This is a genomic window from Agrococcus pavilionensis RW1 (assembly GCF_000400485.1).
GTDB lineage: Bacteria > Actinomycetota > Actinomycetes > Actinomycetales > Microbacteriaceae > Agrococcus > Agrococcus pavilionensis.
In genome coordinates this window covers 1-15,475 of sequence record NZ_ASHR01000049.1, presented here as the reverse complement: position 1 = coordinate 15,475, position 15,475 = coordinate 1, and the positions used below count along the sequence as shown (strand labels likewise).

General features: G+C 66.9%; 10 protein-coding genes, 1 tRNA gene, 1 pseudogene and 1 other annotated feature. Of the genes and pseudogenes, 4 read left to right on the top strand and 8 right to left on the bottom strand.

Annotated features, from left to right (window positions below; genetic code table 11):
* Positions 1–597: 597 nt before the first annotated feature.
* From L332_RS29685 to L332_RS29140, 6 genes are all read right to left on the bottom strand, one after another.
* Complete coding sequence (locus L332_RS29685) at positions 598–1,143, bottom strand: hypothetical protein (RefSeq protein ID WP_021011902.1); 546 nt, start codon at positions 1,141–1,143, stop codon at positions 598–600.
* 33 nt (positions 1,144–1,176) lie between these two features.
* Complete coding sequence (locus tag L332_RS29155) at positions 1,177–4,182, bottom strand: type I restriction endonuclease subunit R (protein ID WP_021011901.1); 3,006 nt, start codon at positions 4,180–4,182, stop codon at positions 1,177–1,179.
* On the bottom strand, positions 4,179–5,240 hold the full coding sequence (locus L332_RS29150) for a restriction endonuclease (protein WP_021011900.1): 1,062 nt from the start codon (positions 5,238–5,240) through the stop codon (positions 4,179–4,181). Before L332_RS29150 ends, L332_RS29155 begins: the two co-directional genes overlap by 4 nt.
* Positions 5,237–6,382: a restriction endonuclease subunit S gene (locus tag L332_RS29680; protein ID WP_158316744.1), complete on the bottom strand. Its 1,146-nt coding sequence runs from the start codon at positions 6,380–6,382 to the stop codon at positions 5,237–5,239. Before L332_RS29680 ends, L332_RS29150 begins: the two co-directional genes overlap by 4 nt.
* A 76-nt stretch (positions 6,383–6,458) precedes the next feature.
* The gene (locus L332_RS29145; RefSeq protein WP_021011898.1) at positions 6,459–7,976 is read right to left on the bottom strand and encodes a type I restriction-modification system subunit M; all 1,518 of its coding nucleotides are present in this window, start codon (positions 7,974–7,976) and stop codon (positions 6,459–6,461) included.
* 1,257 nt (positions 7,977–9,233) lie between these two features.
* The gene (locus L332_RS29140; protein WP_021011897.1) at positions 9,234–9,788 is read right to left on the bottom strand and encodes a hypothetical protein; all 555 of its coding nucleotides are present in this window, start codon (positions 9,786–9,788) and stop codon (positions 9,234–9,236) included.
* 228 nt (positions 9,789–10,016) lie between these two features.
* Between L332_RS29140 and L332_RS30495 the strand changes: the two genes are divergently transcribed.
* A tRNA-Ala gene (locus tag L332_RS30495) sits at positions 10,017–10,087 on the top strand.
* Between the two features lie 31 nt (positions 10,088–10,118).
* On the top strand, positions 10,119–10,421 hold the full coding sequence (locus tag L332_RS29135; RefSeq protein ID WP_021011896.1) for a hypothetical protein: 303 nt from the start codon (positions 10,119–10,121) through the stop codon (positions 10,419–10,421).
* 45 nt (positions 10,422–10,466) lie between these two features.
* Here L332_RS29135 and L332_RS29130 read toward each other — a convergent pair.
* A protein-coding gene (locus tag L332_RS29130; RefSeq protein ID WP_144061122.1) for an IS3 family transposase occupies positions 10,467–11,710 on the bottom strand; the annotation gives its coding sequence in 2 pieces (ribosomal slippage) (positions 10,467–11,422 and positions 11,422–11,710; 1,245 coding nt in all).
* Positions 11,295–11,423, bottom strand: a sequence feature (AL1L pseudoknot). It overlaps the preceding gene by 129 nt.
* A gap of 41 nt (positions 11,711–11,751) precedes the next feature.
* Positions 11,752–12,540: pseudogene (locus L332_RS30840) on the bottom strand (IS481 family transposase); the annotation flags it as partial.
* Positions 12,541–12,790: 250 nt separating this feature from the next.
* Here L332_RS30840 and L332_RS29125 point away from each other — a divergent pair.
* Together L332_RS29125 and L332_RS29120 are read left to right on the top strand one after the other, a co-directional pair.
* Positions 12,791–13,669, top strand: coding sequence for a hypothetical protein (locus L332_RS29125; protein ID WP_021065154.1), 879 nt, complete (start codon positions 12,791–12,793; stop codon positions 13,667–13,669).
* The gene (locus L332_RS29120) at positions 13,653–15,203 is read left to right on the top strand and encodes a hypothetical protein (protein ID WP_021011893.1); all 1,551 of its coding nucleotides are present in this window, start codon (positions 13,653–13,655) and stop codon (positions 15,201–15,203) included. The genes L332_RS29125 and L332_RS29120 overlap by 17 nt, the downstream gene beginning before the upstream one ends.
* Positions 15,204–15,475: the final 272 nt, after the last annotated feature.

Sequence of the window (15,475 nt, the reverse complement as noted above, 5' to 3'; positions counted from 1 at the left end):
CTTGCGCATGCTGATGCTCGACCGCCTCCGCACCGCAGAAACGCACGCGGCCCGCGAGGACAGCCAGTGCGTGCACGGATATCATCATCCACCCTGGCCGCACTCCGATGATGGCTGCTGTTCTCCTCCGGGCACGTCGTGGCCGCCACTGAACTAGCGAACTGGCGGCTCGCGCGCGAGGGCGCGCTGGCGCAGCGCGTCACGAGTTCGGTAAGGCGCCTGTAGTGCACCAGTTCGCAGGTTCCATCGCGGATACGCGGGCTACCGGTTCAGGCCTGAGGGGCTACGCGAGAACTCCTGGCAAGTCATCGCCAGCTGTCGGCCGCTCGGTGTGAGGCACCTCTCGGACATAGCCGCACCCGCGGCAACGGCCATCGTGAAGCACAGTGCTGCACTGCGGACAGGCGTCTATCGGGATCGAGTCCAGTGGGTCGCGCATGCCGTCAGGCTAGAGGTCAATGGTCCCGAGTGACGATTCTCATCCGCAGGAGGGGGCGACGCCTCGTCAAGCGGGTGCAGCACGTCCCACTCCGCTGGCCTGATCGTCACACCGAATGACGGTACGGCTATGCGCCGAGACCAGCAGTCTGTAACCGGCTATCCGGCCTCGAGGAAGTCGCGCGCCACTGACATCACTGCCGCTGCCTGATCCTTAGCGATCGCCTCCGCGGGGGAGAGGTCATCGAGTCCGTCCTTCATGCTCATCCACCACGCTCGCGTCGTCTTCGATGACTCCACGGACACGACGAGCTGCCAGACTTCGTGAGCTTCTCGGAGCCGACGCTCGTGGTCCCCCTGCGGCTGCGTGTCCTCGCGTGCCCAGCTCTTGATCTGGTCGACGCTGGCGTCGACGGTCAGGCTCAACAGCTGCGGACCGAGGAACTCGCGCAGCTGGCGGACCACTTCCGGCATCGGCATGAGGGCGCGCTCACGGACCGGGCGGAGGGAGCGTCGCGACGGGTACCGCTCTGAGTTGAGGTCGGCTGCACGGGCCCCGTGACCGAGCTCTTGGGTGGCCATACGGCTGAGGGCGTAGCTCGCGTAGTCGCTCACGGACATCCCAAGGCGGTGGGCCGCCTGCTCGATGATGGGCAGCTCGGACTCACGGAAAGCGACGGTCAGGCGGAGGCTCTTGTCGCGCATACGCGGAGTCTAGAGATCGCAGCCTCAAGACCGTCAGTAGTTGGCGGCGACGTACTCGTATGCCCTCTCGAAGAGCCCCGGTTCTTTGAGCAGCATGTGCCGCCTCAGGACCTTACGGATCTCGCTCCGGACCCCTTTGTCGCCCTGCGTGGTTTGCGCCCAGCCGGTGAAACTGGTCTGTCGCACGATCTCGTCGATGTCGAGTACAACTCGCTCGATCATCTCTGGCGCTTGCTCGGGCGCGGCTTCCCGGAAAATGGCGGTCAGCGCGCCGATCCGGGGATCGGGCAGCAGGGAGAGTCCGTCTGCGCCTCCCTCGTCTTCGGCTCGCTCGGCTTGAGTGACGTCGCGCGCGAGCGCGAACGCATCGCGGAGCCAGTCGATCGATGCTTGGGCTGCGGCGAGCGCCTGCTCGCGGAGCCGGTCCAGGCGATCGGCTAGGGAACGGTAGATCGGGTGGTCGCCGTTGCTGCCCGCGAGGCGCTTCTTCAGGCGTTGCGCGATGCTGTCGACGATCTCCTCGACCGTCTTGCCGTCGACTGCTGCCAGGCCCGGGAGCTCGTCCTTGTCGAGCAGATCTCGGATGGTGTCGACGTCCGAGATTACGACCTCGTCGGCTGAAGTGACCCGCACATCGAGCACATGCGCGTGCACGAGCTCGAGCGTCTTCGCGCCGAGCCGCTGCCACAGCAGGTTCTCGCCGGCAGCAGCCGGCTTCATGTTCTCGTAGAGCTGGGCCATGAAGCGGTACGCGCTCTTGTGCTGGTTGAGTCGCGCGTCGGGGGCGAGAGTCTCCCAGATGCCCTCGAGCATCAGGTACGACGCTGCGAACTCGTCGCGGTCGGCGGGCTTCGGCATCCGCTGCTGTGCGTCGATCAGCGTGCGGCCGTCGGGGTTCTCGTGGTCGAGGCCGGCGAACCGGAGCATCGCGACGTGGAGCTGTTGCTCGAACGCCTCGAGCAGCGCGTCCTCGTCGATGTCGGGCCCGTCCTGGCCTGCCTGGGCCGGCTTCATCGCCTCGGCGAACTCGTCGCCGAGGCCCACGTAGTCGACGATCGTGCCGTAGCGCTTGTCCTTGCCGGTCTCTGGGTTTCGCCAAGTGCGATTCGCGCGAGTGATGGTCTGGAAGAGCGTGTGGCGCTTGAGCGGCTTGTCGAGGTACATGACGCCCTCGATCGGCGCGTTGAAGCCGGTGCCGAGCTTCGAGGTGCAGACGAGGAACTTCAGCGGGTCGCCGTAGGTGCGGAAGCGCGAGAGCACGCGCTCCTCGTCCTGCTCGGTCAGCTTGTACTGCAGCCATGCGCCGTCGTCGCCCTTGGCCTCCTCGACGGTCATCACCACCTCGACCTCGTCGCCGGTGCCGCGCTCCTCGAGCAGGCGCCGAAGCTCCTCGGTGTAGGCGACGCAGGCGGCGCGGTCGTAGACGACGATCTGGGCCTTCATGCCGGAGGGGTCGACGTGCGAGTAGAAGTGGTCGACGATGTCGGCGCACACCTGTCGGACCCGGTCGGGGTTGCCGAAGAAGGTGCTCACGCGCGAGGCGCGGCGCGCGAGCACGTCGGCGTCGGCCTCGTCGAGCCCCTCGGCGGTGCGGAGCGCGTCGAACGCTTCGTCGAGCGCTTCCTTGTCGAGTCGGAACTCGACCTTGCGGGGGCTGACGTGCAGCGGCACGGTCATGCCGTCGCGGATCGACTGGCCGGCGTCGTAGGAGTGGAGGACTCGGCCGTCGTCGAGCTCGTCGCCGAAGGTGCGGAAGGTGCTGCGGTTCAGCTCGGCGATCGGGGTGCCGGTGAAGCCGAACATCGAGGCGTTCGGCAGTGACGCGCGCATGGTGGTGCCGAGGTCGCCCTCTTGCGTGCGGTGGGCCTCGTCGGCCATGAGGACGATGTTGCTGCGCTCGTTGAGGACGCCGGCGCCGGCGAACTTCTGCACGGTGGCGAAGATCATGCCGCGCCGGTCCTGCTGCCCGAGCGCGCTGCGCAGCGCCGCGGCGCTCTGCGGCACGACCAGCCGCGGCATGCTCGCGGTGCGGAACTGATCCCACAGCTGCCGCACGAGCTGCAGCCGGTCGGCGACGAGCACGATCGTCGGGTTCTGCATCGCCGGGTCGCGCAGCAGCCGGGCGGCGGCGAACACCATCGCGAGCGTCTTGCCGGAGCCCTGCGTGTGGTAGATCAGGCCGCGGTTGCGCTCGGGGTCGAGGGCGCGCTCGGCGATGAGCTCGACCGCCTGGACCTGCGTGTAGCGGGCGACCAGCTTCACGAGCTCCGCCGAGGCGTTGTCCTGCGGTGTCTCGAAGAGGGTGAAGTCGCGCAGGAACGACAGCAGCCGCGCGGGGGAGAGCAGGTCGGAGGCGGCATCGAGCACGCCCTGCAGCGGGTAGGGCTCGTCGAAGTCTCCCCACGGGTTCCACGCCTCGACCGGGGCGCCGACGCCGGCGTAGTGCAGCTCCCGGCCGTCAGATGCGGCGACGAGGACGTTCGGCACGAAGAACTCCGGCCAGCCCGGCTGGTAATCGCGGACGAGCTCGGTGGCGCCGTTGGCCCAGGTGATCTGGTGCTTCACCGGCGACTTCAGCTCGACGACCGCCAGCGGCAGGCCGTTCACCCACAGCACGAGGTCGAAGCGAGCCATGTGCCCCGGCACGCCGAAGGACACCTCGTCGGAGACGATGAGGCTGTTCGCGGCCGGGTCGTCGAAGTCGATCAGCCGGACGGGCACGTCGTGCGGGGCACCCAGGAAGCGCACCGACTGCCCGCCGCGGAGCCACTCAGCCATGTCGCGATTCGCGACGACCAGGCCCGCCCCGCGCGCCGACAGCAGCGCCGCACGCAGGGGCCGCAGGACCTCCTCGGCGCGCTCGGGCGCCTCTGCGACGAGCGGGTTCAGGCGCTCGAGCGCGCTCGTTAGCTCGCGCTCGATGAAGGGCGACTCGAGCTCGCGCTCGAGGCGGTGTCCGGGGGTGTGCGTCCAGCCGGCCGCCACGAGGGCGGCAATCAGGGGCTGCTGCACGCTCAGGTGCTCGCCGAGCCCGGTCATGTGGCGCTCGTCTCGTCGTCGTCGAGTACCCAGACCTGGCGGAGCGGAATCTGCTCCTTGGTGGCCGCTGGCAGATGCTCGTACGTCTCGAACAACTTCTCGAGCAGCGCTTCAGCGTCCCACACCCGTAGCCAGGTGAGCTTCTTGAACTCCAGGGCGGCGGGCCTGGTGAGTCCGCCCCAGGCGACCAGCAGCCCTTGCTGGGCCTGGTGCTGCATCCACGCGGAGTGGAGGCCGCGAACGACTGAGGTGCCGATCGGTGAGGGCTCCGATTTCACCTCGACGACGATCCGTGAGTCGAGTCCGAGAGGTCCTCGGCCAGCCAGGATGTCGACGCCGCCGTCCGGGCCTGGCGGGGACACCTCGCAGTGGTAGCCGAGGACGGTGAGGATGTCCGCGACCAGCCTGGTGAGCCGGTGCTCACGGAACGTCACCGCGACATGCGAGCGCACTCGGTCACGAATCGTCTCGAGCGTTGGCACAAGCTCCGGGTCGGTGACGTCTGTTGAGTCGTCGCCGTTGGATCGCGTTGGCGCGGGCTCCGTGGGCGCCTCTGCGCCCAGGCCCGGATCGCTGCCGGTCTGAGCGAGCGCTTCCAGCCGCTCGGCGGCATTGTTGCGTGAGGGGCTAAAGACGGTCAGGTAGGCGCCGAGGATCAGTAGGAGGTCTTCGTTGATCGCGGCCCGGGCCACAGGTTCGCCGAGCCACTCGACTGGGCGGAGATGACGCCTCGTCGGCTCCGGCTCGGTCGGGTCGAACGCGTAGTCGCCGGTAACCCGGCCGAACTGGATGTACCCGGGTTTGGTCTTGAGGGGCAGCAGCATCAGGTCGCCTGGCTGGATCAGGCCGCGGAACGCCCACAGCTGGCCGGTGAAGTTGCCGAGCTGCTTCGCCGTCATGTCCGGCCAGATCGACTCCAGCCTTGCCCGCACGTCTTCGCGCGATTGGCACGTCGTCAGGTCGCCGGTGTCGGCCCATCCAACTGTCACGCGACCTCGCTCGAGGTTGTATTGCTCGTTTTCGCCGTGCTTGCCGGCACGCACGACCCATGCGGTCACGCTGCCACCTCCATCACTTCGTCGTAGGAGTCGGGGATCGCGTGCTCGCCGGAGAGGAGAGCAGAGAGCATCTTGGAGCGGAGGGAGCGGAGTGAGTCGCTCATGGCGGATGCCTTCGATTCGGCGTCCCGCATTGCAGCCCACGCTCCCGCAATGACCGGGCGCTGGCTGCTGGGAGGAAGCGGCACTGGCACGCCCGCCAGGATGCTGCGGTTGAGGTTCAGCATCGTTGCGCCAACTGCGTTGGACTCGAGCCACTTGCCGGTGGCCGGGGAAGACAGGATGGGCTCGAGCCAGGACGAGTCAGTTGGGTCTGAAGGGCGCAGAAGGAAGCACCCCGTGCCGCACAGGCTGCCCGCGGCAGCGCGGTCGACGAGGGCGAACCGGGTGACATCGCCCCGGCGCGACCAGAGGATGTCACCAGCTTCGGTCGAGTGTCGCGACAGGCGCTCGGCGTCCGCAGCGGAGACCCGGGCGGCGCCGTCAAGGTCGATCCGGTTGTCGCGCATGTCGGCCGGCATGATGACCGCGACGGGCCCGTCAGGAACGTAATCGCTTTGGTGCAGCTGGCTGCCGAAGGGCCCCGTGCGGATCGCATCGTCGCGCAGGAGGGCATCTTGCAGAGTGCCCGTCGCCCACCCCTCGTTGACCGAGCGAGCGATCAGCCCAGACCCGAACTCGCACATCGCGCGACCCGCGGCCGCGACGCTCGCCTCGGCCTTCTCGATCGCATCGTCGACCGCGCCGATCAGGTCGACGATGCGGCGCTGCTCGACGAGGGGCGGCAGGGCGACCGGGAGGCCAAGGAACTCCTGCTCCTTGAGGCGCCGGCGCCCCGTTGAGCCAGACGAGAGCTCGCTCGCTTTCGCCCAGAACTGCGGCGAGGTGACCATGAGCTCGAGGAAAGATACGTCGGCCGCGTGATCGTCGATGAGCTCGAACGCCGGGAAGTCGTTGCTAACAAGCGTGCCGTCCAGAGCGTCAGGCACAAGACCGAACGCTCCGCGCGACGCCCACATGCGGTTGTAGACGATGGTGCCTGACCGCAGCTGATGCAGCGACGAGGCCCTTACCTCAGCCGCCGGCACAGCGTCCCGGCGGTACACGCCCTTGCCCTCGAGCCGGACGCCTGCGTAGTCCACGGATTCCAGGGAGCCCACCGTCACAGAGTTCCGGTGCTGACGAAGCACGCGCGCGAGCGGTGCCTGCTCCCACCCCTCACGCATCGAAACCTGCCGCGGCGAGCTTGGCGTCGAGGGTGCGCTCTGCTTCGCGGAGTGCGGCGCGCGCGTCACGGTACGCGGCTAGTGCCGCTTCGACGTCGACCTCAGCGTGCTCGGCGACGGCGAGGTAGCGGCCGATGTTGAGGTCGTAGCCGTTGGCGGCGATCTCCTCGTGATCGACGAGCCGGAGGTGTAGTCCGCCTTCGCCGTCGATGTCCTCGCCGCGCGCGTACGCCGCGTGGATGGCGTCGACGTCGGCGTCGTCCATCGTGTTCTGATTCTTGCCCGGCTTGAAGCGCGCGGAGGCGTCGATGAAGAGCACCTTGCCCTGGCGCTCGACGGGCTTGCGCCTGCGGAGGATGAGGATCGCGACGGGGATGGAGGTCGAGTAGAAGAGGTTCGTCGGGAGCCCGATGACTGCCTCGATGACGTCCTGCTCGGCGATCAGGCACTTGCGGATCGCGCCCTCCTTGCCGCCACGGAAGAGCACGCCGTGCGGCATGACCACGCCGACGCGGCCGGTCTCGGGGGTCATGGTCGCGGCCATGTGCTGAATCCACGCGTAGTCGCCGTTCTTCGCGGGCGGCAGGCCGCAGGAGCTGCGCCCATAGGGGTCGTTCGTCCACTCGGCGGCGCCCCAGTTCTGCAGGCTGAAGGGAGGATTGGCGATGACGACGTCGAACGTGTCGAGCTTGCCGCGCGTGACGTGCTTCGGGTCGCGGAGCGTATCGCCGCGGCGGACGTCGAAGTCGCGGAGCCCGTGCAGGTAGAGGTTCATCTTGGCGATCGCGCTCGTGGTGAGGTTGATCTCCTGGCCGTGCAGCTTGAGCGTGCGCGCGTCGCCACCGGCGGCAGTGACGGCGTTGACGGTTTCGACGAGCATGCCGGCGGAGCCGCACGAAGGGTCGATGACCGTGTCGCCGGGCTTCGGCTCGAGCAGCTTGACGAGCAGGTGCACGACGTGGCGGGGCGTGAAGAACTCGCCGGCCTTCTTGCCGCTGGCCTCGGCGAACTCGCGCAGCAGGTACTCGTAGGCGGCGCCGAGCATGTCGCCCTCGACGTGGTCCGGATCGAGCTTGACCGGGTGGAAGGTGTCGAGCAGGGTCGCGAGGGCGTTCTCAGGCAGGCGGTCCTTGTTGCCCCAGTTCACGTCGCCGAAGACGCCAGCGAGCTCGGGGTTCGCGAGCTCGATCCGCTGCAGGGTGTGGCCGAGCTTCGCGCCGATGTTGAACGTCGTGCCGTAGACGTCGTCCCAGTGGCAGCCATCCGGGATCGCGAAGGGCTGGTAGTCCGCCTCGATCTCATCGGTCAGGTCGTCGCCGAAGTCGGCGAGGGCCTCCGCGTGCCGGTAGTCCCAGTTGTCGCTGATCCACTTGAAGAACATGACGGGGAAGACGTACGCCTTGAAGTCACCAGGGTCGACCGGGCCGCGCAGCGCGTTCGCCGCCGCCCAGAGAGTCGACTCGAGCTGCTGCTGGGTCAGTCGCTTCGAGGATACGGAGTCCAGCGTCATTGCGTCCTTACTGGTCGATCATTGTGAGGTCTCTTGGTCATTCTGGCCTGTCGCGCGGAACCCAGTCGATCCATGGTCGCTGGCGGGATCTTGACCGTTTCGATTGCAGCTCGTCATGGCGGGTTCGAGCAGCCGTCCCAATCCGACGGCGCCTACTCCACGGGTCGGCTTCCGCGCTCAGCGACGCCGGCCCTGCCCTGGTAGACCGCCTCGGACCGTACGGATGCTGACCTGAGAGCTCGTCGGATACCCCGAGCTTAGAACCGGTCGAGGTGTCTCTCTCGGCACCTCGGCGGGGAGGGTGACGACTGTGACGGTGATACCGACTGGGCCAAAGTCCATGAAGCCCGCCTTGCAAGCTCGAGCGGTCCTGGGAACCGAGTGCGAGTAGACCCTGCCGGTCTTCAGATTCACGCGCGTGCGGATGCCGCAGCGAGCGCAATCCCAAGGCATTGAGGTTTCGAAGAGGGGATCATACGCGACCATGCCAGAAGCCGCGCAGCGAGAGTCTTGACCACCATGCGACTCGACTCGACGATCGCTGTCGAGCCGGACCGGTTGTCCGCATCTATCGCATAAGCGTGTTAGCCACGCGTCATCCCGCACCATTGCAGGTCCCCTCGTCTTGGTCTTCCTCGAGACCTTACGTCAAGGCGCCCACGCCGTTCGCTCGTGACGCGAAGCTGGTGCGCTCGTGCGCCGGCGGAGGAACGACCTTTGATGTGGACGAGCGCGGCGGTGGCGTGGGCCTGCTCGGATGCAGCGGCGTCTACGAGATAGGGACCGGGGCGGGCAGCGACGATCCGCAACGAGCCGCTCCGACGTCGGACACTGCCGCTCCCGTGACCGGCAGCTAGTCGTGCACGTCGCCGAGCGGCCGGACGATGCAGCTGTGGCTGCGCGGAGTATCCGATGGATAGCGGGCTCGGCTGACGCGTTCGAGGACGCCGTATCCGCTGACGTTGGCTAGCGGCGCATGGGGCCCTGCGGGGAAATCCGGATGAGGCTCGAACCCGCATCCTGCTCCACGTCAATGAGCGGCTCGATCCATTGAGCTACCAGGAGAGCTTGACGTCCAAGTTACCCGTCGCTGGCGGGGTCGAGCAGCATGCTCGTTATGGGAGCGAAAGGCCCGCTGGGGGGCGTTTACAGCTCTGCCGCGCACAAGCGTCCCTGTGTCGAGTTCGGGACGCGAACCTCAGGGAAGCATCAGTCATGAAGCGCTTTCAGCGCGAACGGCTTCGTCTGTCGCGGTTCTCAAGCATCAGTGCAGATTCGAGTGTCGGGTACCGCGCCAAGCACCGCCCCGGTCGCGACCTCCCGAACCACAACGCTGAAGGTTACGCATTCTGGTGAGTAGACCTGCTCGGTGTAAGACTCCCGCTCGGGCCCAGTTGCAGAAGCGATGGTGTCATTCTCCTCGACTGTGATGGCGGGCACGTCGTTGTTCTCGTCGCGGCTCAGCGTCTTCTCAACCACGACGTCTGCCACGCTGCTGCGTACCCATACCCACGACGCGCCGCAATCGCTTCCGTGGCGCAATTCGACAGTCGCTACCAAGGAACCGTCCGATCGGCGTATGGCGCCGGTGAAGACTGTCGCGTAGTTCGCCTTGCATTCCGTGGTGGGGAAGACGCCGTCCAGGTCTTCGGCGGCGTCCCTTGCTGACGGCGCAGAGAAGGGCCACTGATCCCGTTCGCTGGCGATACCGAGGTAGCTGCCAGCCAGCCCCGACACGACCGCGACAACGACCGTGCCTGTCGCGGCTGCGGCAGCCTTCACCCACTTCCGGCGGTGTTTCTTAGCCATCATCAGCGGACCTTCCGATCGGCCTCGGAGCGATCCTAGAGCAACGCGGCGATCGCACCGCATGAAGCGTCCAACGATGGGCTGAGGCTCTCGCGAGGGGGTCTCTTGCACATGTGGACCGGCCGCTCGCGGCCCGCGCGGGTAAAGGGTACGGTCAAGAGTGCATAGCGTTGGCCCGCGTAAGTGGGCGTAACAGGGAGGGTTGTAGCGTGGATTTCCAGGCCATGAACAGGCGGAAATCCGGGGATCTTGCGCCGTGCATGGCACGCAGGGGGTCGGGGGTTCGAGTCCCCCCAGATCCACGATTGTGATGACGCGGGACATCGTTCATAGATGTTCCGCGTCATCGTTCATATCGGGGAGAAGCCCTGGCCATCGGCCGGGGCTTCTGTCGTTGTTGCGCCAGTAGGGGCGGTCGGGGTCGACGGTGTGGGTGGAGAGGACTTCGACGGTGGTCTGGTCGCTGACGGTGACGGTGGTCTCGTCGATGAGGATGAGCACGGGTGTGCGGGCGTGGTCGATGCCGATGCCCAGGTGGTGGAGTCGGCCGGCGCGGCGGAGGGTGAGCTTGCCGAAGCGGTCGACGCGGTCGTGGCGGATGCGCCAGGTGCCGCGGTCGCTGTTGTCGACGGGTGAGGCTTTGAACCGCCCCGGGATGTCCGGACACTTCGTTCTGTGTCTTCACCCGGTCGGGAGGAGACGGTTCCTCGAAGCGTAGTAGGCGGTCTCGATCTCGACCGGGGTGAGGTCGTGGATTGAGCCGTGGGAGCGCTCGTAGTTGAACCAGTGCACCCAGTGGAGGGTCTCGAGCTCGACGTGCTCGACGTCTCGCCAGGGGCCTTCCGGGCGGATGAGCTCGGTCTTGTAGGCGCCGATCTGCGACTCGGCCAGCGCGTTGTCGTAGGCGTCGCCCACGGAACCCACGGAGCCGTCGACGCCGGCGTCGATGAGCCGCTGGGTGAAGGCGAACGACGTGTATTGACTGCCGGCATCGGTGTGATGGACGAGCCCGGTCAGGTCGGTCACGCCGGCCTGCTTGCGAGTCCAGACGGCGTGCTCGAGGGTGTCGAGGACGAGTTCGGTGGTCATGCTGGTGGCGCAGCGCCAGCCGACGATCAGGCGCGAGAACACGTCGAAGATGAACGCGACGGAGACCGTCCCGGACCAGGTCGCAACGTACGTGAAGTCGGCCACCCAGAGCCGGTTCGGGGCGGCCGCGGTGAAGTCGCGATCGACCAGATCGGCCGCGCGGGCCGCCTCGGGGTCGGCGATGGTGGTCCGGACTCGCTTGCCCCGCAGCGCCCCTTGCCAACCGTTTCGTGCCATCAGCCGCTCGATCGTGCAGCGGGCGACGTCGTGCCCGTGGCGGCGCAGATGCAGCCACATCTTCCGCGCGCCGTAGCGGGCGACGAAGCGCTGCTGCCGGGCTTCGGTGATCAGCGCCTCGATCTCCGCATCCCGCAGCGCCCGCTTCGACGGAGGCCGCTTGCGGGCGTCGTAATACGTCGACGGGGCGATCGCGGCGCCGTGCTGGCTCAGCACGCGGCAGATCGGCTCGACCCCGAACACGTCACGGTGCTCGTCGATGAACGCGGTCAATACTTCGGTGGGCGGTCGAGCTCCGCCGCGAAGAAAGCCGACGCCGCCTTGAGGATCTCGTTCGCTCGCCGCAGCTCGGCGTTCTCCTTCTTCAGCTCTCGGATCTCGGTAAGCTCTTGCGTCGTCTTGCCCGGTCGGGCGCCACCGTCGACCTTGGCCTGCCGCACCCACTTGCGGAGCGTCTCCGGCGACCCGATGCCGAACTTCGCAGCGATCGTGCGGATCGCCTCGAACTCACTCGGATACCGGCCCTCGGCGATCGACTCAGCGACCGCCCGGACAGCGCGCTCACGCAGCTCGCGCGGGTACTTGCTTGGACGTGCCATGACCTCATCCTCCAACTAATGAAGTCTCCGGACATCCCGGGGCGGTTCACTTTGCCGTTCGTCTGGGGCCGGTACGGGCGCGTGCGCCGGTGCTTGATGCCCTCCCCGAGCGCGGCCTTGAACGCGTGGGAGCGGTAGCAGGAGCCGTTGTCGGTCATCACCGCCGTGACCTGGATACCGAGGGAGGCGTAGAACGCTCTCGCGCGCTCCCAGAACCGGGCCGCGGTGTCCTTCTTCTCGTCGTCGAGGATCTCGGAGTAGGCGACCCGGGTGTGGTCGTCGACCGCGTGGTGCACGTAGGCGTAGCCGAGGCCCTGCTTCTTGTTGTTGCGGCTGCCGGCCGTGCGGCCGAGCTTGCGGTGGCCGCCGCCGTCGGGGATGCGGCCCTGCTTCTTGATGTCGACATGCACCAGCTCGGCCGGTCGCGACATCTCGTAGCGGACCGGCTTGGGCTTGCGCGCGGGCAGGCCGGTCGCCTGATCGAGGTCCCGCAGCCGCGGCATCTTGAACCGGGCCAGCACCCGCCCGACGGTGGATCGGGCGATGCCCAGGTGGTAGCCGATCCGGTGCGGTCCCCAGCGGCGGTTGAAGCGCAGCGCGATGATCCGGCGCTCCAGCCTCGTCGGGACCCGGTTCGGCGACGAGTGGGGGCGCGAGGAGCGGTCGGTCATCGGCTCGCCGGCGCGGTAGCGGCAGGCCCACTTCTGGACCGTCCCGTAGGCGCACTGGAAGCGATCAGCGACCCGCTGGATCGGCCAGCCCTCGTCGACGACCAGCTGCGCGAGCTTGAGCCTGCCGAGCTCGGTGAACGAAGCGTTAGCGTGAGTCATGAAGGTCTCCGTGTGTGGAAGTGAGTGTGGTTACCCACATCCTCCACGGAGGCCTTCCCTCAGTTCACGCCCTCACAACCTCCCGAGGAAGAACAGCTAGCTGTCCTTCCTCGAAGCGGTAGGTAACGTTCGCATCTCGTACCTCCAGTCGCGGTGAGGGACAGGTACGCACGACCGCTACCACACCAATAGGGGCGCACCGGTTTGTCGGACGCCGACTGTAGCGTTGTCTGGGTTCAGACACCCGGCCATGGAGCGCACTGTGTTCAACTCGAAGTTGCGGAAGCGCGCCGTCGAGGGCTTCAACGAAGCCGTCGAGCGGTATGCCGCTTCGACCGGCAAGTTCGAGACCGCAGTAGAGGGTCTCTACGACTTGCGCGTGGAGGCGGCGCAGCAGGTGCGGGTCGTCACTGGTCACATCAACGCCCTCGCGAACGTTCCCCGCGAGTTTGCGGTGTCGCTTGAGAGGACCGCGACGGAGATCCGCTCGTTCGAGGGCAAGCGGAACGAGATCAAGAAGGCCGAGAATCAGGCAAAGCGCAACGCCAACGGCTCCGCGGCGGGGGCGTCCCTGAGCGCGCTGGGTGTAGCAGTGGCAACGATGGGGCCTACCGCGGCAATGGGCGTCGCGACGACCTTCGGGGTGGCGTCAACGGGCACAGCGGTCGCAAGCCTCTCCGGTGCAGCAGCGACGAACGCGGCCCTCGCTTGGCTCGGTGGCGGCGCGCTCGCCACTGGCGGCGGCGGTATGGCGGCAGGCAGCGTGCTTCTTGCCGCGGCTGGGCCCGTCGGCTGGACCATCGCGGGAGCAGCTGCGCTGATTTCGGTCGGCGTCGGGACGGCCGCCACGGTGAAGAACAAGAAGGCGGCCGAGGATGCGAACAAGGAGCGACTTGAAGTTGAGGCCGCAATTCGGCGCTTCGATCGCACTGGTGCCGAAATCGACGCGCTGCGGCAAGTGACCGCAACCCAGGTCGCGCAAGTATCCGGGTTGAGCCGTCGAGTTCCCATTTCGGACTACGGGTCCTTCACCGACGGCGAGAAGCAGCTGGCGGCGGCGCTGGTCAACGCGAACCTCACCCTCGCGCAACTGATCAATAAGGAGATCGCTGTTGACGCCGAAGGATAGCGATACTGAAAACGCGGTCGCGCAGGGCATCGCCGGGCAGGTCAACTACCTGGAAGCAACGCGGCTGGCGGAGTTCGTGTCTAACTTGGAGCGGATACTCGTTAGCGAGACTGAGGGGCTGGCTACAGTTGCCTCGCGAGAGGCCCGAGCGCTCCTCGAACTCGACCTCGCACGAATAAGCGTCCAGGGAATCATCGAGACTAACCGCGGTGGCACGATAGGTCTCCACGGTTTCATTGCGGAGTATGCGGAAGCAGGGGTCGCAAACGCTGAACGCGCGATAGAAGGTATCCGCCCACTGACCCGCGTGCTCGCCGACAACGGGCGCGCCGATCTAAGTTCCTGGGGCACCCCGGTCCAGATGAAGTTTTACGCGAACCCGCAGAACGAAGTCCTGCAGTCGGTGCACTACCGGGACATGAAAATGATGTTCCCGAAGGATCACTTCGAGGTCTTCGACCGAATCATGCGCGGACAGACCCGCGTCGAGTTTGATGGCTCGGCGTTGTCCGCGAAGAAGGTCGATGCAATCCGCGAGTTCATTGAACAGGAAAGTGCCGCACGCGGGGAGCCGTACTCCAGCTGGATGAGGCCCTCGAAGCTGGCCTACGCCGAAGTCCAACGGGGTGCGATCAGCGAAACGCTGGAAGAGAAGTCCGCCGACCTGCGGCAGAGGGCGGAGGAGCAGCGCCAGCAGATCAAGGATGACTCTGCATCGAAGCGGGCAAGCGCAGCCCAGCAGGCCGCGCCGTCCTGGGGCGAAGCGGCAAAGGTCGCCGGCACGGCGGTAGCAGTACAGGGCACGCTCGCGTTCTGTGCATACGTCTATCGCCGACACCGCGAGGGGACCAGGATCTGGGAGTTCGACAGAAATGACTGGCGTGAGGGAGGCGTCCAGACTTCGAAGGGCAGCCTCAGGGGCGGCCTCACTGGCCTCGCCATCTACGGGCTGACGCAGGTCTGCCGGATGGGCGCGCCTGCGGCCGCCGCGGTTGCTTCGGGAGCCATCGGGCTCGCGACTGCTGTGGCGAACCATCGTGCAGGGAAGCTCGACGACGATGAGTTCACCGACGTGGCGTTCTTCAACGCGATCGAGGCGACCGGCGCTGCGGTAGGCGCGGGCCTCGGCCAGATGATCATCCCGATCCCAATCGTCGGTGCTGTCGTCGGTTCCATCGCTGCGAGCATGGTCCTCGCTCAGGGCAAGAAGTTCCTGAACGAAGCCGAGAACGCAGCGATCGAGGCGCGCGCCGCAGAGATCAAGGAGTACGTGGGTGGCCTCGAGGCCGAACTTCAGGCCGAGTACGTCCGGATCATCGCGGCGCACGACTACTATCGCGATCTTCAGAGCCGTGCCTTTGATGTCACCGCGAATGTCGAACTCCAACTCCTCGGCACGGTCGAATTCGCCCGTTCGACCGGCGTGGCTGAGGAGCAGATTCTCCACTCCATCGAGGAAGCGGATGCTTACTTCCTCAGTGCCCCCGGGGCTGACACAGTGCGTTCCACGCCGGAGGTCGAAATTCCGCAGTAGGGCAAGCCCGCGGATCTGGAGGTCGGCACCCGTGCGTGCGCGCCGGCCTTGCCGCCCTCGACAGCAGGCCCGGCTGCGGCGCGAGCGGCAGTCCGTAGAGCCCGACGGAGACCACCGCCGCGAGAATCGCCCCGCCGGTAGCGAGGGTGGAGATGACTCGGCGGGGTCGCGGGTGCTGAAGCGAATCGTGGGCGCTGAAGGCTCCGTAACAACCAACGCGTGGTGGGTCGACGAAGGCGGACCCGACGGCTTCTATCTCTCGGACCGAGCGG